Source organism: Kaistella sp. SH40-3, assembly GCF_030686865.1.
Classification (GTDB): Bacteria; Bacteroidota; Bacteroidia; order Flavobacteriales; family Weeksellaceae; genus Kaistella.
Map to the genome: position 1 here is coordinate 252,310 of NZ_JAQYUS010000004.1, position 20,218 is coordinate 272,527.

The following is a 20,218-nucleotide window of genomic DNA, read 5'->3' on the forward strand; positions in this document are numbered from 1 at the left end:
TTTTCTCATTTAATTACAGAATATCATTCTTCACAAAAAGAAAAAAAAACTATATTTGTTCCCTAATCGAAAAATAACAATTAAAAAAAATGGAGACTACACAGCCGCAACAAGGACATCCTAAAGGATTATACACCTTGTTCTTTACTGAAATGTGGGAACGATTTTCCTATTATGGAATGCGTGCCTTACTTACAATTTTTCTAACCGCTGAACTAGCGACTGGAGGTTTTGGGCTAGATCGTGCCGAATCATTATCAGTTTACGGTGTTTTTACTGCTTTAGTGTACCTTACTCCTATTTTAGGGGGTTGGTTTGCAGATAAAATCTTGGGCCAAAGAAAATCAATTATAATTGGTGGGCTGGTAATGGCGATTGGTCAGTTTATGTTAGCTGCTGGATCTTCTTTTGAATTATTTCCAGATCTTGAGACAAGAAAAAACTTGTTCTACCTAGGTTTAGGTGTTTTAATTTTAGGAAATGGATTCTTTAAACCAAATATATCAACCATCGTGGGTGATTTATATGACAATGATGATCCTAGAAAAGACGGTGCATTTACTATTTTCTATATGGGAATTAATATTGGTGCGTTTCTTTCTCCTTTTGTAGCGGGTACTTTGGGTGAAAAGGTAGGTTGGCCTTACGGTTATTTCGTAGCAGCTATAGGAATGCTTTTTGGTATTTTATGGTTTTATGCACGAAGAGGAACTTTGGGAGATAAAGGACTTCCACCAACTTATAAAGAGAAAGGTCTAACTGATTTGGTAAGAAAAGACTGGATCGATGTATTTCTTTACACCATTGGGATTGTTGCTTTCGTTTTCTTAGTAATGTTTATATGGAATAACAGCTCCGAAACCATTCATACCATTTTGGTGTGGATCTTAGGAATAGGCGGAGTTGGATTTATCGGAACTTCCATTTTTAAAGGAACAACAGGATCTACAGAATGGACGAGAGTTTTTGTAATCTTAATATTGGCATTTTTTAATATTGTTTTCTGGGCAGGCTTTGAACAAGCGGGTGGAACATTTAATCTTTTTGCGCAAGAGAATACAGACAGAGTTGTATGGGGATTTGAAATTCCTACCACGTGGTTCCAAAATATTAATCCAATTGTAATTGTAACAATGGCGCCTTTATTTTCAATCTTATGGGTGAAATTAGCTGCAAAAAAAATGAATCCGCGAACGCCTGTCAAATTTGCAATGGCAATGTTCATAGGTGCAATCGCTTTTTTTATTATGACCCAAGCACAAAATGGTGCAGATGCGGGCAATATTGTTAGTCCTATGTGGTTAGTGGTTGTATATACCCTTTTAACGATAGGAGAATTGATGTTATCACCTATTGGGCTATCCATGGTGACCAAACTTTCCCCAAGTAATATTACCTCAATTATGATGGGAGTTTGGATGGCGAGTTTGGCTTTAGGTAATTACCTTGCAGCAACTTTAGAGCAAATCTTAACTACTTATGATTTCGCTTTGTATCCATTTATTACTTATTTAATGTTGACTTCGGGAGTATGCTTACTTCTTCTTTCGCCTATATTAAATAAATTTATGAAAGGTATTCATTAATAGAATATTAAATAAAATCACAAAAACCATCGATAACTCGGTGGTTTTTTCTATTTTCGTTTGTCCAAAATTTATGAACAGCGAATATCTTGATTAAAGATTTCCTATAAATGGTTGTTCACCAACTCTAATTACAAATGACTCATTACTTATGAACCTAACTCTGGAACAAATTCAGGATTTCAAAGGAAAATATCCTAAACAAATCTGGTCACTCTTTTTCTCGGAAATGTGGGAACGTTTTTGTTTCTACGGAATGCGCGGAATGCTCGTTTTCTTTATGATTTCACAGTTGAATCTAGCTGAAAAAGAAGCCAATTTACAGTACGGTGCAACCCAGGCTTTTGTATATGCTTTTACTTTTGTGGGTGGTTTGTTCGCAGATAAAATTTTGGGATTCCGGAAATCATTATTTTGGGGAGGGTTTTTAATGATTCTTGGAAGTATGATTTTAGCCACAAACCCACACGATTATTTCTTTCTCGGAATTTCTTTTACCGTTGTAGGAACTGGATTCTTTAAACCAAATATTTCTACCATGGTCGGTAAACTTTACAAAAAAGGCGACAACCGTACCGATGCGGGGTTTTCCCTTTTTTATGCCGGAATTAATTTAGGCGCTTTGCTCGGTGGGTACCTTTGTATCGCTATCGGAAAAGGCGAATTGCTTTCTCACTTGATCCCGGAAGGACTTCACTGGAACGTCGCTTTCGGTTTAGCAGCCCTCGTAATGATCATCAGTCTGGTTAATTTTGTTTTTACTCAAAGAAGCCTAGGTCCAATCGGACTTCAACCAGTGAAGGTTCTGAAAGATGGCCAAGAAATAGCCATGGAAAAATGGAAAGAATATGGCGTTTATGCTTTATCACTTGTTTTTATTCCAATGATTATGGTAATGGTTGCTAAAACTGAGTATACAGATTATTTCATGTACATTGTTGGTCCGCTAACATTGATTTATTTACTCTATGAAATGTCTAAAGTTAATAAACAAGAAAGAAATAAACTTTTTGCCGCATTAATATTCATCTTATTCTCCATCATATTTTGGGGGATTTATGAACAAAGTGGAGGTTCGCTAAGTATCTTTGCCGCTCATAATTTAAATAATGATTTGCTTGGTTTAGATCCCAATGGTGTTAATAATTCTGGTGGTGCTTTTTTTATTTTATTAGTTGCTGTACCAATCGGTTTGCTCTGGATCTGGCTGAGTAAAAAGAAATTAGAGCCGAATACCATTATTAAATTCGGTTTGGGTTTTCTATTCCTGGGCTTAGGATTCTACGCAATTTATGCGACCAAATTTTTCGCAAATGCAGCCGGTATTACTTCATTAAGTTTATTCACCATCGCACTGTTTATTATTACGCTTGGTGAAATGTGCCTCTCTCCTATTGGTCTGTCAATTATGACTAAACTTTCTACCCAGAAATTACAGGGAATGATGATGGGAATGTGGTTTTTGGCTTCTGCTTACGGACAATATGTAGCAGGACTAATTGGCGCAAATATGGCAACAGCACGTGAAAGCGCTTCTAATATAGAAAAACTACAAGCCTATACTTCTGGCTACAAAGATTTAGGTTTATATGCTGTGATAGCGGGAGTTATCTTAATATTGATTTCACCTTTAGTTAAAAAATTAATGCAGGAAGTGAGATAATGTTCAATTTGGTATAAATTTAGCAATCAAGCCTAAGATGAAGAAATTTGCCCTTATATTCGCATTCCTGTCCATATTCTTGGCTTCTGCTCAAGTGAACTGGATGACTTTGGAAGATGCGATTAAAGCACAGAAAACGGTTCCCAAAAAAATACTAATCGATTTTTATACCGATTGGTGTGCTCCGTGCAAAGTGATGGATAAAAACACTTACAATCATCCTATCATATCTAAGTATTTGAATGAAAATTATTATCCCGTAAAATTTAATGCAGAAAGGAAAGAAAGTCTAAATTTATTTGGCAGAACCTTTACCAATGAAGGTTTTGTAGAGGGAAAGACAAAAAATTCAATGCATGATTTCACTAAATATATGAATGTGAATGCAATTCCTTCCATCGTTTTTTTAGATGAAAATGCAAATCCAATCACGATTTTACAAGGTGCTTTAACGGCGAAAGAATTAGAACCTTACATGCCTTTTGTTGTTAATAACGAATTCAAAAAAATAAATTCCCGAGAGCAATGGGAAAATTATCGCAAGAAATTTAAATACAGCATTAAAGATTAAATCGTTCTTTAGATTAATAAACTCAAGACTTTCAACTATATTTTGGAAGTCTTTTTAATTTTAACGAAATTCGCTCCTGAACTACAAACAAGCAATAACTTCACAACTTGACTTTAGAAACTTCCATCGAATTTTTAAAGGGAATCGGTCCCGAACGTGCCAAATTCATTAAAAATGTTTTAGGGTTTACGACCGTTGAAGATTTTCTAACCTTCTACCCTTTACGGTATATCGATAAAAGTATCGTTCATAAAATTGGAAATTTAAAAGCAGACCTTGAGGCTGAAATTCAGTTAAAAGGAAGAATAACCGACATTCAGGAAGTTGCTTACGGAAAAGGGCAAAAGAGATTAACCGCTAAATTTCGGGATGATTCCGGAACACTGGAATTGGTTTGGTTTCGGTATTCTAAATGGATGAAAGAACAGATTCCTTTAAATCAGGAAATTTTCGTCTTCGGTAAAATTAATGAGTTCAATGGCCTCTTTTCAATGCCACATCCGGAAATTGAAATTGATGAAAAGAAGGCCTTATCTGGAACACTTTTGCCCATTTATCCTGGAAGCGAAAAACTCTCGAAACGGGGATTGAACAATAAGTTTTTTCAAACGGTAACTGCTGAAATTGTTAAAAACCTACCCAATTTAGTTTCTGAAAATCTTCCCGAATCTTTACTGAAAAGTTTAAATTTAATCGGAAGAGTTCCGGCTTTGTACAATATTCATTTTCCGAAAGATTTGATCCATTTTCAACATGCCGACAATCGAGTCAAATTTGAAGAAGCCTTTTTCTTTCAGTTAGGTTATGGTTTAAAAAAACAGCATCATAAAGCCACCGTTATCGGAAATCCTTTTCCTAAAATCGGTGAAAATTTCAATCAGTTTTACAACAATTATATTCTGTTTGAATTGACCAATGCGCAGAAAAGAGTTTTAAAGGAAATCCGAACCGATATGAAAAAGCCGATTCAGATGAATCGACTTCTTCAAGGCGATGTAGGTTCAGGAAAAACAATGGTCGCGCTTCTTTCAATGTTAATTGCGCTCGACAACAATTTTCAGAGTTGTCTGATGGCGCCAACTGAAATCTTGGCGCAACAGCATTTTAATTCGATTCAGGAACTTTTAGAAAAAACAGATATCAAAGTCAGATTGTTAACGGGTTCTACCAAAACTTCGGACAGAAAAATTATTCATAAGGAACTTCTTACTGGTGAACTTTCAATTTTAATAGGAACGCACGCAGTTTTAGAAGATATCGTACAGTTCAAAAATTTAGGATTGGCTATTATTGATGAACAGCATCGATTTGGCGTTGCTCAGCGTGCGAAATTATGGGCAAAAAATAAAATCGCTCCACACATTCTCGTGATGACGGCAACGCCAATTCCAAGAACCTTAGCGATGAGTTTCTACAGCGATTTAGATGTTTCTGTCATCGATGAATTACCGGTTGGAAGAAAACCAATCATCACGGCTCACCGACGCGAAAAAGACCGATTATCGATTTTCCGATTTGCTAAAGATGAGATTGAAAAAGGCCGACAGATCTATTTCGTTTATCCTTTAATTGAAGAATCTGAAACTTTAGATTACAAAAATTTACTGGAGAATTTCGATCACATACTGGAATTTTATGAAGGCTTTAATGTTACAATGCTTCATGGCAGAATGAAACCCGCTGAAAAAGAAGAAGCGATGCAATATTTCGCTTCAGGAAAAGCCCATATTATGGTTGCTACTACGGTAATTGAAGTCGGCGTAAATGTTCCGAATGCATCTGTAATGATTATTGAAAGTGCGGAACGGTTTGGTCTGTCACAACTCCATCAACTTCGTGGAAGAGTTGGTCGTGGTGCGGAACAGAGTTATTGCATTCTGGTCACTTCAGACAAACTTTCGAGTGACAGCCGCACTCGTATGAGAACCATGGTCGAAACAAATGATGGTTTTAAAATTTCTGAAGTTGATATGAAACTTCGAGGTCCCGGCGATATTCTGGGAACCCAACAAAGTGGTGTCGTTGATTTTAAAAAATTGGATTTAATTGCAGACGGAAAAATCATTAAAGTCGCAAAATCAACCGTTGAAAAATTACTCGAAAACGATCCGCATCTGGAACATCCCGTTAATTTTGAATTGCGAACCTATTACGCCAAACAATACAAAGGAAAAAATAAATGGAGCCGAATTTCCTAAGTACAAAACTTTAACATTCCACAATGCCTTATTTGCGTTAGGTTTTAAATATTTTGAATACTTTTGTTTTCTATGAAAAAACACATTTCAATTCTCTTCTTATTTTTAAGTCTTTTCTTCTTGGGCCAATCTAAAATAACAGTTTTAAAAACTGGTGAAAGATCGCCGATTCCAAATGCATCGGTTTTCTGTAAAGGGAAAACTTTAGGAAAAACAAATAATGAAGGAACTTTAACCTTTAAAACAAAATGTAAAAGAGTTGACATAAAAGCCAATGGCTTTTATGAGGACGAAGCCGTAGTTGATAAAATTATGGAAATAGGACTTTCTAAAATCGATCCGAAAACACAATCGATTGAAGCAATAATTATCGCTGATAAAAGTGATCCTCGGGCTTTGGCTATTTTACAAAAGGTAAATGATAATTTTAAAAATAATTCTCCACATAGTTTAGATTCTTATTCCTTTAAATCATACGAAAAAATATCGTTTGACTTTGATGAGGACAGCATTAAACAGTACAATCAATATCTAATGCATCGTTTGGATTCTTTGAAACTGGTTTCTACAGCAGTACAGTCTGCCGAGAAAAAGAAAGATTCACTAGAAAATTTGAACGTGATGAAGTTAATGACGACGAGTAAATTATTCCTTTGGGAAAGAGCCTCTGAATTTTTATACTCAAAAAAATATGGTGAAAAAGTGAATATTTTAGATAATCGTGTTGCTGGTTTGAAGCAACCGGTATATGAAATGTTGGCGTTGCGTTCTAACAGAAATAAAATTCCGAAAGAAATCCAGGAGGAAAACCGAACACTTTATCGTTACTTTTTAACAGACAGTATTGATATTGACGGTAGAAAAAATTATGTAATTCGGTTTCGACAGGCAGATTATAAAAATCCAATTCAAAGAAGAAAATTCAACGGATATCTGTACGTCGACGCGGCGACCTATGGTCTGAAAAAAATCGAAAGTAACAGTAAGAAAAAAAGTGAAGGCTCCATCACAAGTATTTGGAAACCAATTGACAACAAATGGTTTTTACTTAAAGAGAACTTTAAAATAAAAATGGGTTCAACCGTTTTTGATGAAAAGAAATCCGACAAGAAAAAAGATGATTCAGACGAAAAATTAAAACAAAAATTTGGGAACTACGTTTTTGTAATGGCTGATTATTTCGATTTTAAAACTTCTATTGACGAAAACAAAAAAGATTTTTCCGGCTATTCAATGTCGGTGGAAAATTCCGATGGTGATATTCTTGAAAAATACAGAACGGATTCGCTAACCACGCGTGAGAGAATGACTTACACCAAAATTGACAGTGTGGGAAAAAAATATAATCTGGATCAAAAACTGAATGTTTTAACCGGTTTTCTCAAAGGAAAAATTCGGGTTGGAAATGTAGATTTCGATGCACTTCAACTGCTAAAATACAATCAATACGAAGGATTCCGCCTAGGTATCGGGGTTAAAATGAATGAGAAATTTAACAAGTACATTTCTCCAGATGCGTATATTGCCTATGGATTTAAAGATTCTGGCTGGAAATACGGCGCTGGAATTGACTTTAAAACAACTTTAAAAAAGACTTCCTATTTTCGTGCAGAGTATTATAATGATGTCGATGCAGCCGGGCGATTTAATGAAAATCTCTGGAACTTTAAAATGAAAATAAACAATTCCGGTGTTGACTTAAACAACGACCGATTTTACCATTTTGAAGGTTTTAAGGTTTCTTATGAAAATGATTTATCAAATGCTTTGACTTTAAGAGTTTCGGCGAAAAGAGATCAGGAGGAAGCAAAATTTGATTATAATTATAACAATCTGGGAAACAGTTTTGAAAACTTTGCAACTCAGTTAACGTTGAAATATTCGCCGAATTCAAAAAGTATGATGACACCTTCAGGAAAACTGACTTACGAACAGAATTATCCGGAGTTCTATTTCAATTATGAGCAAGGTTTAAAAACTTTTGGCGGCGACTTCGATTTCAGCAGATTTGACTTTTTAGTTCAGCATAGTTTCAAAACAAAAATCGGTGTTACGGGCGTTCGTTTGTATACTGGTTTAGTGACAGGAAACGCTCCAATCTGGCATCAGTATGCGATTAACGGTTTAGGAAACGGCGGAAGTTCTTTGAATTTCAACCTTACTTCTTACCTCGGTTTTGCGACGATGGAAGGTGGAAAATATTATAATGACAAATTTGTAGGTTATTATTTAACACACCGAGTTCCATTTTATTTCAGCACATTCGGCAAGAAAATTTCCAGTTTTGATATGGTTTATCGTGGAATTACGGGTGATATGAAAAACACAGCAATTCATGATTTCGAGTTCGAGAAACTGAATCACTTTTATCAGGAAATTGGTTTAGAAGCCAATAACTTTTTGGGAAGCCCATTCAATCTTGGATTCTTCTATCGTGTTGGTTATTATGCAACTTCGACGTTTAAAGAAAATTTCGCCATTCAGTTAAAACTCAATTTTTTAGGATTTTAGAAATGAAAAACATACAGATTAAAGCAAGTTCTTTTTTTGAATTGTTAAAAGCAAAAGATACTTCAATGTGGGAAATTTTCGCCCAGATGATTGATGGTGAAGAAAAGGAAATCATCTTTTTAGACGATGACGAAAAAATTCTTTTTAATTATTTTTTACCCGATAATTTAGACAAATTGAATGACGACCGGAAAAAATTTGCAGAAGAATACGCTGAAAAATTATCTGGATTGAACTAGTCTTTGGTTTTTTTACAGCAAAAGACTTAAAAGTTCAGTTTTAGAAAGCCAGTCAAAAGATTTCAAAGTTGTCTTTTACATATTTTGCGGTTAAAAAATAAAGATTGAATCACTTTCCTAAAAATAAATCAATCGTTTTCTTAGTTGCCGAAACATCGTGAGCACGCAGAACTTTCGCACCTTTCTCCAGAACTTTTAAATGAAGTTTCTGAGTTTCTTCCTTAATATCTAAAGGTGATTTGCCTAAGGGTTTATAGATAAAAGATTTTCGGGAAATACCGATAAGTAAAGGATATTCACCAAAACTAATTGCATCGAGTTCATCAATCATTTGATGTTGCTGCTTCACTGTTTTTCCAAACCCAAAACCAGGATCGAGAATAATATCTTTAATTCCGAGACTTCTTAATTGTTGAATTTTTTCCGAAAAATAATAACTCATATTCAAGATAATATCGTCTTGAATTAACTTTTCATGCATCGATTCATAAGTGGAATTAATGTGCATTAAAATATAAGGAAGTCCAGTTTTAGCAACGGTTTCGAACATTTTTTCATCAAACATCCCACCTGAAATATCATTCACCAAATCGATTCCTTCATCGAAACCAAACTTGACCGTTTCAGAATAAAAAGTATCTATAGAAATTAGAATCTCCGGAAATTCTTTTTTAAGGTTTGAAATTAGAGTTCCAATTCTCAAAATTTCTTCCTGTGAAGAAAGCAGTTGAGCATTTGGCCGGGTTGATTGCGCACCGATATCGATGATTGCGGCTCCTTCACTGATCATTTTCTCAACCTGAAGAAGAGCATCAATTTCATTATTAAATTGTCCTCCATCTGAAAAGGAATCCGGCGTAACATTCAGAATGCCCATGATTTGAGGTTTCGACAAATCGATTAACCGACCACGACAATTCATGGTTTTAAAATTAAAAAACGGCTTTTTAGAAATATCAGCATTCATTTCACAAAAATACAATTTCTGACAACTATCAACAGACAACTCTCAAACGAAATTCTTATCTTTGAAAAGTTTAGAAATCATATGCAAAAAACATCAAAACAGTTCGACGAAGTAATCAAAGTCTGCAGGGAATTATTCAGTAACAAACTGAGTGATTACGGTGCTTCTTTCCGTGTTTTACGAACTTCTTCATTAACAGATCAAATCTTTATTAAAGTTAAAAGTTTAAGAAATTTTCAAACAACGGGAATTTCCAAAGTTGGCGAATCGGAAGAAGAGAATTTTATCGCCATTGTGAATTACTCTATCATTGGATTAATTCAGTTGGAGAAAGGTTTTGCAGATGATTTCAAACAGGACAGAAATGAAATTCTGGAGTTGTACGACAAATTTGTTCACGAAGCAAAAGAGTTAATGCTCAAAAAAAATCACGATTATGGAGAAGCCTGGCGAGAAATGCGAATTTCTTCAATCACCGATTTAATTTACCAGAAAGTACTGAGAACCAAACAAATAGAAGACAACGCCGGAGCAACTTTGGTTTCAGAAGGAATTGATGCTAATTATTTCGATATGCTGAATTATGCGGTTTTTTGTCTGATTAAATTTTCTGAGGAAAAAGCAGTATTTAAGCCAAAAATAATATAGAATTTTAATTTGAAACAATATTTTATGAAAGCAATTTTAAGAATCCTGATTGGATTTATTTTTATCGTTTCGGGATTTGTAAAAGCCGTAGATGTTGTTGGATTCTCTTTCAAATTAGAGGAATATTTTTCACCGGCAGTTTTCAACATTCCTTTCCTAGAAAAACAAGCGATCATTTTAGCGGTGATTGTCGTAGTTTTTGAATTGGTTTTTGGTTTTTTCTTGTTAATTAAAACTCAGTTAAAATTTACACTTTCAATGCTTATTGCCTTGTGTGTATTCTTTGCATTTCTCACTTTTTATTCGGCCTATTTTAATGTCGTCACCGATTGTGGCTGTTTTGGAGATGCTTTGAAAATGGAACCGTGGCAAAGTTTCTGGAAAGATATTATCTTATTGTTCGGTTTATTACTGGTTTATTTCCTTTACCGAAATGACTTTAATGAGCCAGAAGAAAAAACCAAGTTTAAAAAATATCTATCTGCATTTGCTTTCCTGTCCATGGTTTTCGTTATCAATTGGGGAATTACGCACGAACCGGTAATCGACTTTAGAGATTATAAAATCGGAACAGATTTAAATGCTGAGAAACAAAAAATAGAAAAAGATCCCTCTGAATTTAAAAGTTTTTATTCCATTAAAAATGAAAAAACAGGCGAAGTTAAAGAGGTAAATCAGGATGATTATGTGAACGAAAAAAAATATTGGGAAGAAGGTTCGCCATGGATTATTGAGGAAGGTAAAACAACTTCGAAACTAATTAAACAAGGTTATGCTTCGGAGATTGCGAAGTTTAAACCAGAAACCGCAGAAGGCGCTGATTTGACAGACGAAATCTTGAAAGCACCAAAAGCAATTCTAATTTTCTCTTACGATCCTAAAAATGCAAACATCAATATTTTAGCCCAGGCAGAAGCAAAATTAAGTCAACAAAAAAAAGCTTTAGTTTTGGGAGTTTCTACCGACCCGAATACTTTTAAAACCATTAATAATGCAATGATGGACGGAACTGCAATTAAAACCATTGCGAGAAGTAATCCTTTTGTGCTTACTTTAGAAAAAGGAAAAATTGTGGATAAACGATCTGCAGAAGATTATATTAAACAAAAAAATTAAACGATAATGAATCAAAACCAACAAAAATCCAACAAATCAATCGCAGGATATCATTTACTAATGATTCTTTCAGCCGTTGATGGTGAATTTTCACCCGAAGAAGGAATGCTTATTCAGCAATATCTTGCGGAGGAATTTCCTTTTAAAATGAATTTGGATAATGAACTTGATGCAATTGCACTTTTACAAGCCGAAGAGTGGAAAGATCACTTTGAATTTCATGCACATTGCTTTTTAGATGATTCTACTGAAAAAGAAAGAAAATCTTTTATAAAGTTTGCTAAGACCTTAATAAAAGCTGATGAAGAAGTGACGGAACGTGAACATATGTTCTATCAACTTTTGAAAAACATTTGGAAACTCGATTAATTAAATAAATATTTGACCATGAGAAAGAATATCGTTGCAGGAAACTGGAAGATGAATAAAAATGTAATTGAAGCACAACAGTTAATGTTTCAATTATTAGAATACAAAAAGAATAATGCAACCAATTGTGAAGTCTGGATTGCGCCACCATCAATGTATTTAATGATGGCAAAAGATGTTTTTGCACATAATGAAATCGGGGTTTTTGCACAAGACATGAGCGAGCATGAATATGGTGCTTACACAGGAGAAATTTCGGCAGATATGCTCGAATCGATTCACGCAACCGGAGCAATTATTGGTCATTCTGAAAGAAGACAATACCACGGTGAAACCGATTCTCACTGTAGCGTAAAAGTAAAATTGGCTTTAGATAAAGGCTTAACACCTATTTATTGTAACGGGGAAACTTTGGAGCAAAGAAAATCTGGTCAACATTTAGAAGTGGTAAAAAACCAAACTGAAGTTGCACTTTTCAATTTAACTGCAGAAGAAATTAAAAAAGTCGTGATTGCTTACGAACCCGTTTGGGCAATTGGAACGGGTGAAACGGCTTCTCCTGCACAAGCGCAGGAAATTCATGCACACATCAGAAGTATAACCGCTGCTAAATACGGTCAAGAAGTTGCTAACGAAATTTCGATTTTATATGGTGGTTCTGTAAAACCTGATAACGCGAAAGAAATTTTCTCTCAACCAGATATCGACGGTGGTTTAATCGGGGGTGCGGCTTTGAAAGTAGAAGACTTTGGTAAAATTATCGAAGGATTTAATTCTTAAGAAATTCGATTTCAATCATAAAAAATGCGTCTCAAAATTGAGACGCATTTTTGTTTTTATCTTATCTTTAAAGAAAAGTTATTTTTTTTCTTTTTTTCTTTCTAAAACTTCATCAACCATTCCGAAATCTTTCGCTTCAGAAGAGGTCATCCAATAATCTCTGTCAGACGCTTTCTCAACCCACTCGTAAGTTTGTCCGGAATGTTCTGAAATGATATCGTACAATTCTTTCTTCAATTTCAACATTTCACGTAAGTTAATTTCCATGTCAGATGCAACACCTTGCGCACCACCACTCGGCTGGTGAATCATAACTCTTGAATGTTTCAAGGCAGAACGTTTTCCTTTTTCACCTGCAACCAAAAGAACAGCACCCATTGAGGCAGCGATTCCGGTACAGATTGTGGCAACATCTGGCTTGATGATCTGCATCGTGTCATAAATTCCCAAACCTGCATAAACACTTCCACCAGGAGAGTTGATGTAAATTTGAATGTCTTTTGACGCATCAGAACTTTCTAAGAAAAGCAACTGAGCCGTGATGATATTCGCCACTTGGTCATCGATTCCGGTTCCCAAGAAAATAATACGATCCATCATCAAACGCGAAAAAACGTCCATTTGTGTAACGTTCAATCGTCTTTCTTCCATAATATACGGAGTTAGATTGGTTGGTCCATACATTCCCATATACTGATCAGTCGCCAATCCGCTGTTTCCTAAATGTTTTACAGAGAAATCTCTGAAATCTTTTTTAATATCCATTATTTATTTTTTTCGTTTTATAATTTACAATTTCTGTTCCCTAAAAAAACTGTGCCCTTTTGTCAGTTGCCGGTTTAATTTCAAATTAATTTCATTCAAGAGGTTCTTTAAAATCATAATCCTTTTCACTGATTCATAATATTCTTCAGGATTTTCATCTCTTACTGAATCTAACTTTTTGACGATATCATAAATTAACTTTTCAATAAAATGACTTTTATGAATCAGAATATCATCTTCAATTTCGGCTTCTAATTTATCACCGGGTTTCGGAGGGAAAATATTACTTTTTTCCCAGTCGCTTAAGTCATCATCTTCAAGAATTGCGTTAGAAACTTTAGAAACAATCGTTTCATCCATTAAAGTTAAGAAAAAATTACTTTGAATAATTTCATTATTGGCCAATCCGTTTTTTAATTCTTCAATTATTTTCTTATTAATAGGCGATTGAGCCTCATAATTATCTTCATTAAAGTGACTGATGATTTCTTCAATCACGGTAATTTTAAACGGCTGATTATCGGCATCTGACTTTTCTAAAACCCGATCACCAAAGTTAAGCATATGTTTCACCAGTTTTTCCTCTAACTCCAGCAATGGATTTACAGATATTGAAGTTGGCGGCACAATTTCCATTTTCGGCCTTTCTTGTGGCTCTGGTCTTTGTTGCGGAGAAAACTGTTTGTTTTGAATTTGTTTCTGAACATTCAGTTCATTGAAAAGTGATTGCTCAGAAAGTCCAAATTTTGTGGCGACTTCTTTCAGATAAACCTCCTGTTTCAAAGCATTTTTAACAAATGCCACGGACTTTACGATATCCCGAATCGATTCTGCTTTTTTAATCGGGTCATCGCCGGCTTCTTTCAATAAAATCTCGGCTTTGAAATCGATAAAATCTTTCGCCTGAGTTTTAATAAAATCTTCCACATAGTGTTGTGGATGTTTTCTGGAGAAAGAATCCGGATCATCGCCGTCAGGAAAAAGGAGAATCCGAATATTCATTTCCTCGGCGAGCAATAAATCGATGCTTCTAAAACTCGCTTTAATTCCGGCTGGGTCGCCATCAAAAAGAATGGTTACGTTTTCTGTCAAACGCTTAATCAGTTTAATTTGATCAACCGTTAAAGCCGTTCCTGAACTGGCGACAACGTTTTCAATTCCACTTTGATGAAGCGCGATGACATCCATATAACCTTCTACCAAAAGGCACAGATTATTTTTAGAAATCGCTTGCTTTCCTTGACTTAATCCATAAAGAACGCTCGATTTATGATAAATTTCCGTTTCAGGAGAGTTCAGATATTTCGCAGTTTTTATATTGTTCTTAAGAATCCTTGCTCCAAAACCTAAAACCCTTCCCGAAAAACTATGAATCGGAAATAAAACTCTTTCCCGAAAACGGTCGATTCCATTCGGCGCATTTTCTGGAAAAATAGAAAGTCCTGATTTTTCTAAAATCTCTTTGGAATATCCTTTATTCAAAGCAAATTCTGTAAAAGCATTTCGCTGTTCCGGCGAATATCCCAACTGGAATTTTTTAATTATATCGTCCCGAAGTTCACGCTCTTTAAAATAAGAATAAGCGATCGTCTTTCCTTCTTCCGTTTCAAACAGTTGATCCTGGAAAAAATCGTTAGCAATCTCATGAATTTTATAGAGTAATTCTTTATCGGTTTGTGCCTGCTTCTGCGCTTCTGTTAGTTCTCGTAAATCTTCTTCAATTTCAATTCCATACTTTTTGGCCGCATGTTTAAGTGCTTCAGGATAAGTGAAATTTTCAATTTCCATTAGAAAAGAAATAGCAGTTCCTCCTTTTCCGGAGGAAAAATCTTTCCAGATCTGCTTGCTTGGCGAGACAACAAAACTCGGCGATTTTTCGTCGTGGAAGGGACTGAGACCTTTATAATTGGAGCCTGCCCTTTTGAGTTGTACGTATTCACCGATGATTTCCTCTACCCGAACGGCAGAAAATATCTTGTCAATTGTTTGCTTAGAAATCATTTGGTAAAAATAAGGAATAAGTTTTTCTTTTTCCTATTATTTTGGGCGTATCCTAAAAGGAAGAACCAAGTAAAAAGTAAAAAGAATCTAGAAATGTAATGGAAGATTTCAGAGTACGAATTAAAATATCTGAATCTCAATTCCAAAATTATCTCTGCAAAAAAACTTTTCGACGCTCGCTTCGCTCGCGCCTCCAAAAAAATTCAATAAATTTGACGAACATTTCCATTGATTATGAAAAAACTCCTACTCGCTTCCATCGTCACTTTTTCACTGATGATAACGGCACAAAAAAAATACGTTCTTGTGATTCACGGTGGTGCCGGAACCATTCTTAAATCAAGCATGACGGCTGAAAAAGAAAGCGCTTATCAAACAAAATTGACAGAAGCCCTTAAAGCCGGTTACGCAGAAATTCAGAAAGGCAATACTTCAATTGATGCGGTTGCTGCGTCCATTATGATCATGGAAGATTCGCCCTTATTCAATGCGGGAAAAGGAGCCGTTTTCACCGCTGATGGAAAAAATGAACTCGATGCTTCTATTATGTATGGCAAGGACAAATCAGCTGGCGCGATTGCGGGAGTTCACACCATCAAGAATCCTATTAAAACTGCGATTGCAGTGATGCAAAAATCAGAACATGTAATGTTATCGGGAGTTGGCGCAGAACAGTTTGCCAAAGAGCAAAATTTAGAAATTGTAGAACCTTCTTATTTCTGGACCAAAGAACGCTGGGATGGTTTGCAAAAATTGAAACAAAAAGCATTAAATACAACTAAAAAAGTCTCGCAAAATACTTTGCCAGAATCGTACGAAATAGATCAGAAATTCGGAACTGTTGGTGCAGTGGCATTAGACAAAAGCGGAAATATTACCGCCGGAACTTCCACAGGTGGAATGACGAACAAAAAATATGGCAGAATTGGAGACGCTCCAATTATTGGTGCTGGAACTTATGCCAATTCTCAAGTCGGAATTTCTGCCACAGGTTGGGGCGAATATTTCATTCGAGCCACGGCTGCAAGAACGATTGCTGCAAAAATGGAATATCAAAATAAAGATATGAAAACTGCAACTCAGGAAACCATTGATGAAATTGAAAAAATGGGTGGCGATGGCGGTTTGATCGCTTTGGATAAAGACGGAAATATCGCAATGCCTTTTAACACTGCAGGAATGTACCGTGGTGCAATTACCGATCAAGGCGAAATATTTATTGAAATTTATAAATAAACATGGAATTCAAAATTAATAAACTGGAAGACTGGCAAACGGTCATTGACAAAATTCTGCCTCAACTTCAACACAATATTTTGCTATTAAAAGGAAACCTTGGTGCTGGAAAAACAACGTTCAGCCAGTTTCTGTTGAAGAATTTAGGCAGCCAAGATGAAGTTTCCTCTCCTACTTATGCGATTGTAAATGAATATGATACACCAAAAGGAAATGTATTTCATTTCGATTTGTATCGCATGAAGTCTGCGGATGAAGTGGAAGATATTGGAATTCACGAATACTTAGATAATGCTTTTTTATGCATCATCGAATGGCCAGAAGTCTACGAAGTCGAACTAGCCCATTTTCCACATCATGAAATGACGATTGAAAATGAGGGTGACTACCGCGTCATTAACTTCCATTAAATTGTACTGAATTAATAATCAAATCATCGTATCTTTGCGTGCTGATTCAGTTGAATGAGTCGCCTTTATCAAACCTTATAAAATGAGTCATACCCACGTTTTTACACCATTTTCCGAACAAGACTTACTTCCACAGGAAGAAAAACTAGAAATCGTAAAAAAAGGAAAACAGTTTAGCATTGGCGTTCCAAAAGAAACCTGTTTGAATGAACGCAGGACTTGTATTACACCAGATGCAGTGCAGGTTTTAGTGGCGAATGGTCATCATATCATCGTAGAATCCGGTGCTGGAGAAGGCTCTTTTTTTACCGATTTACAGTATTCTGAATCCGGAGCAATAATTACTCAAAATCCACTAGAAGCTTTTCAACAGGATCTGGTTTTAAAAATTAATCCGCCGACTACGGAAGAAATTGAATTGTTAAAAATGAACACCTATCTGGTTTCAGCTTTACAAATCAATTTGCGCGATAAAGAATATTTTAAAAAACTCGCAGAGAAAAAAATAAATGCCATCGCTTTTGAATTCATTGCTGATGAATACAAACAATTATCATTAGTTCGATTAATCGGCGAAATTGCAGGAAATATTTCTATTCTGTATGCCGCTGAATTATTAGCGCTTTCTAATGGGTTAATGTTAGGTGGAATCACTGGTGTTAGACCTACAGAAGTGGTGATTATTGGTGCCGGAATTGTAGGTGAATTTGCGACTAAAGCGGCTTTAGGCTTAGGAGCGACGGTAAAAGTATTCGACAATTCTTTATCAAAACTTCGTCGTTTACACATGATGGTTGATGGACGCGTTCCTACTTCAATCATTGATCCGAAAGAATTGGCGAAAAGTCTGAAAAGAGCCGATGTCGTTATCGGTGCGCTTGCAAAATTAAGTACTACTCCCATCATCACTGAAGAAATGGTGATCGGTATGAAAAAAGGCAGTGTAATTATCGACGTTACGATTGACAATAGAAAAATGATTGAAACGTCGGAATTGACCGATATGGAAAATCCGTATATCATTAAGCACGGCGTGATTCATTGTGGTTTACCCAACTTAACCTCGAAAATGCCGCGTACGACAACAAAAGCGATTTCGAATTTCTTCCTTTCTTATCTGTTAAATTACGATGAAGAAGGAGGTTTTGAAAACATGCTCGTTCACAAAAATGAAATGAAGCAATCGCTTTATATGTACAAGGGTCGTCACACAAAAAAAATAATTTGTGACCGTTTCGATCTTACTTACCACGATATCAACCTTTTAATTTTTTAAATGAGAAAAATAAAATTCTTCTTACTGGGCTTAATTCCCGGACTTATTCTCGTGTTTTTTATCCTCAACAAAAAAGGAGCGAGTTGCAGTGGTTATCTTCCTAATTCACGAGTAATTGCAGAAACTTTATCAAAAGATTTTACCTATTCCGATCAATTTAAAAAGGAAATGGAACTTTGGAAAATCGACGAAAAATTTTTAAAAGACAGTATTATTACCAAAGGATCTATTGATTTCGAAAATAGCGATGCTCAGAAAAAACCTTGTCCGAGTTATGTATTGATTTATCCGAAGAAAAATCCTCGATACGAAATTGGATATGAAAAATGTGCGGAAACATCGAATTTCCAAAGTCTTAAAAAATTACGCTAATTCCTTTCTTTAGAATTCAATCGTTATGAAATCGCTATTAACGAACGTGGTAAACAATCACAAATTAAGTTTAGCGAGACCACATAACGTTTAAAAAAACAAACATCTTCATATGAAGTTAACCATCATCGGTACTGGTTTAATTGGTGGGTCAATTGCCTTAAAATTACGTGAAAAACATTTTATAGATTACGTTTATGGCGTTGATCGAAATGAGCAGCATCTAACTGATGCAAAAGAATTAGGGATCATTGATGAAGGTTCTTCACTAGAATATGCCGTACAAAATTCTGATTTAATTATCCTGGCAATTCCAGTTGATTCGGCCAGAAAATTATTGCCAACTGTTTTAGATTTGGTTAATGAAAAGCAAACCGTAATGGATGTTGGCTCTACGAAAGCCGGAATTGTTCACGTCGCAAATACGCATCAAAACAGAAACCGTTTCGTGGCTTTTCACCCGATGTGGGGAACAGAGAATTCTGGGCCAAAATCGGCGATCTCAGATAGTTTTACAGGAAGAGCGGGCGTTATTTGTGACAAAGATGATTCTGCGTCAGATGCTCTGAAAATGGTTGAGCAAGTTGCGGAACATTTAGAAATGAATCTGTTGTATATGGATGCAGAAGGTCACGATGTTCACACTGCTTATATCTCTCATATTTCCCATATCACTTCTTATGCGCTTGCAAATACCGTTCTAGAAAAGGAACGGGAAGAAGATACTATTTTCCAATTGGCGAGTTCTGGTTTTTCGAGTACGGTTCGTTTGGCGAAATCTCATCCTGAAATGTGGGTTCCGATTTTCCGTCAGAATAAAGAAAATGTGCTGGATGTTTTGAATGAACATATCACCCAACTTCGTAAATTTAAATCTGCGTTGGAAAAAGATAATTACGACTATTTGGAAGAGTTGATCCGGAATGCCAATAAGATTAGGGGTATTCTTAGGTAGAAGTTAAAAGTTGAAAACCACACGAAAGTATTCGTGCGGGAGCGAGGGTGGATCGGCGGATCGTCACGGATTACAAATCCGGGACATCGGATGCCACAACCATTCTTGAGGTTGATGTAATCTTCTTTTCGGCTACTATAATCCTCCTGGATGATGGTATAATCTACTTTGTGAAGGCTATACTCCTTTCTGCGGACGCTATAATCATCCTTGAGTGTTGTAGAATTTTCTTTGCGGGTGTTATAACCTTCTTTGTGGATGTGTTATTTCTTCTTGCGTTTGGAATATATCTTTTTGAGGTCGAAATTATTACTTTGGTAGAAGTTTTATTTTTTTAAAACTCTAGAAGATTTTGTAATATAAATATAATTATAAATTTTTTCTTCATTTTAGAACCTTACTTTTTAACGGAATTTTGAATGCACTTTCTGCTATTATTTTGGAGGGTTGTTCTGGGACGAAATCCGATGCGTAAATTATCAATTCAGTACAAATATTGATTAAAATTCGGAATGTTCAATTTTAGTATTAAATCTGCCACTACGCAAAACTCCT

18 protein-coding genes are annotated in these 20,218 nt (G+C 35.5%); 15 read left to right on the forward strand and 3 right to left on the reverse strand.

Annotated features, from left to right (window positions below):
• Window positions 1-89: 89 nt before the first annotated feature.
• The 6 genes from PUH65_RS08735 to PUH65_RS08760 all read left to right on the forward strand — a co-directional run bounded on the left by PUH65_RS08735 (window position 90) and on the right by PUH65_RS08760 (window position 8,768).
• The gene (locus PUH65_RS08735) at window positions 90-1,586 is read left to right on the forward strand and encodes a peptide MFS transporter (protein ID WP_305519588.1); all 1,497 of its coding nucleotides are present in this window, start codon (window positions 90-92) and stop codon (window positions 1,584-1,586) included.
• 151 nt (window positions 1,587-1,737) lie between these two features.
• Window positions 1,738-3,249 (forward strand): peptide MFS transporter, encoded by a 1,512-nt coding sequence (locus PUH65_RS08740; protein ID WP_305519589.1) that lies wholly within the window; start codon window positions 1,738-1,740, stop codon window positions 3,247-3,249.
• Window positions 3,250-3,286: 37 nt separating this feature from the next.
• Entirely contained in the window at window positions 3,287-3,820 is a 534-nt protein-coding gene (locus PUH65_RS08745; RefSeq protein WP_305519590.1) for a thioredoxin fold domain-containing protein, read from the forward strand.
• 107 nt (window positions 3,821-3,927) lie between these two features.
• On the forward strand, window positions 3,928-6,018 hold the full coding sequence (recG, locus tag PUH65_RS08750) for an ATP-dependent DNA helicase RecG (RefSeq protein WP_305519592.1): 2,091 nt from the start codon (window positions 3,928-3,930) through the stop codon (window positions 6,016-6,018).
• Window positions 6,019-6,090: 72 nt separating this feature from the next.
• Window positions 6,091-8,529: a DUF5686 family protein gene (locus PUH65_RS08755; protein ID WP_305519593.1), complete on the forward strand. Its 2,439-nt coding sequence runs from the start codon at window positions 6,091-6,093 to the stop codon at window positions 8,527-8,529.
• A gap of 2 nt (window positions 8,530-8,531) precedes the next feature.
• Entirely contained in the window at window positions 8,532-8,768 is a 237-nt protein-coding gene (locus PUH65_RS08760) for a hypothetical protein (protein ID WP_305519594.1), read from the forward strand.
• 109 nt (window positions 8,769-8,877) lie between these two features.
• Here the strand turns inward: PUH65_RS08760 and folP are convergent, their stop codons facing one another.
• The gene (folP, locus tag PUH65_RS08765; RefSeq protein WP_305519595.1) at window positions 8,878-9,735 is read right to left on the reverse strand and encodes a dihydropteroate synthase; all 858 of its coding nucleotides are present in this window, start codon (window positions 9,733-9,735) and stop codon (window positions 8,878-8,880) included.
• Window positions 9,736-9,816: 81 nt separating this feature from the next.
• Between folP and PUH65_RS08770 the strand changes: the two genes are divergently transcribed.
• From PUH65_RS08770 to tpiA, 4 genes are read left to right on the forward strand one after another with little or no spacing between them, the layout of a single operon-like run.
• Window positions 9,817-10,383: a DUF1599 domain-containing protein gene (locus PUH65_RS08770; protein WP_305519596.1), complete on the forward strand. Its 567-nt coding sequence runs from the start codon at window positions 9,817-9,819 to the stop codon at window positions 10,381-10,383.
• A 24-nt stretch (window positions 10,384-10,407) separates the two neighbouring features.
• On the forward strand, window positions 10,408-11,499 hold the full coding sequence (locus tag PUH65_RS08775; RefSeq protein ID WP_305519598.1) for a BT_3928 family protein: 1,092 nt from the start codon (window positions 10,408-10,410) through the stop codon (window positions 11,497-11,499).
• A 6-nt stretch (window positions 11,500-11,505) separates the two neighbouring features.
• Entirely contained in the window at window positions 11,506-11,868 is a 363-nt protein-coding gene (locus tag PUH65_RS08780) for a TerB family tellurite resistance protein (protein WP_305519599.1), read from the forward strand.
• Between the two features lie 18 nt (window positions 11,869-11,886).
• Entirely contained in the window at window positions 11,887-12,648 is a 762-nt protein-coding gene (gene tpiA / locus PUH65_RS08785; RefSeq protein WP_305519600.1) for a triose-phosphate isomerase, read from the forward strand.
• Window positions 12,649-12,726: 78 nt separating this feature from the next.
• Here the strand turns inward: tpiA and clpP are convergent, their stop codons facing one another.
• Both clpP and dnaG read right to left on the reverse strand, forming a co-directional pair.
• Window positions 12,727-13,413 carry an ATP-dependent Clp endopeptidase proteolytic subunit ClpP gene (gene clpP / locus PUH65_RS08790; protein ID WP_305519601.1) on the reverse strand — a complete coding sequence of 229 codons (687 nt, stop codon included), beginning with the start codon at window positions 13,411-13,413 and terminating at the stop codon, window positions 12,727-12,729.
• Window positions 13,414-13,437: 24 nt separating this feature from the next.
• Window positions 13,438-15,414, reverse strand: a complete 1,977-nt coding sequence (gene dnaG, locus PUH65_RS08795; RefSeq protein ID WP_305519602.1) for a DNA primase — start codon at window positions 15,412-15,414, stop codon at window positions 13,438-13,440.
• Window positions 15,415-15,648: 234 nt separating this feature from the next.
• On the opposite strand from dnaG, the gene PUH65_RS08800 reads away from it, so the two are divergent.
• From PUH65_RS08800 to PUH65_RS08820, 5 genes are all read left to right on the forward strand, one after another.
• On the forward strand, window positions 15,649-16,650 hold the full coding sequence (locus tag PUH65_RS08800; RefSeq protein ID WP_305519603.1) for an isoaspartyl peptidase/L-asparaginase family protein: 1,002 nt from the start codon (window positions 15,649-15,651) through the stop codon (window positions 16,648-16,650).
• Window positions 16,651-16,652: 2 nt separating this feature from the next.
• On the forward strand, window positions 16,653-17,060 hold the full coding sequence (gene tsaE / locus PUH65_RS08805) for a tRNA (adenosine(37)-N6)-threonylcarbamoyltransferase complex ATPase subunit type 1 TsaE (protein WP_305519609.1): 408 nt from the start codon (window positions 16,653-16,655) through the stop codon (window positions 17,058-17,060).
• An 82-nt stretch (window positions 17,061-17,142) separates the two neighbouring features.
• Window positions 17,143-18,336, forward strand: a complete 1,194-nt coding sequence (locus PUH65_RS08810; protein ID WP_305519610.1) for an alanine dehydrogenase — start codon at window positions 17,143-17,145, stop codon at window positions 18,334-18,336.
• A complete protein-coding gene (locus PUH65_RS08815; protein WP_305519611.1) occupies window positions 18,337-18,708 on the forward strand; it encodes a hypothetical protein in 372 nt (123 codons plus the stop codon). It begins immediately after the preceding gene.
• Between the two features lie 112 nt (window positions 18,709-18,820).
• Entirely contained in the window at window positions 18,821-19,663 is an 843-nt protein-coding gene (locus tag PUH65_RS08820; protein ID WP_305519612.1) for a prephenate dehydrogenase, read from the forward strand.
• The last annotated feature ends 555 nt before the right edge of the window (window positions 19,664-20,218 follow it).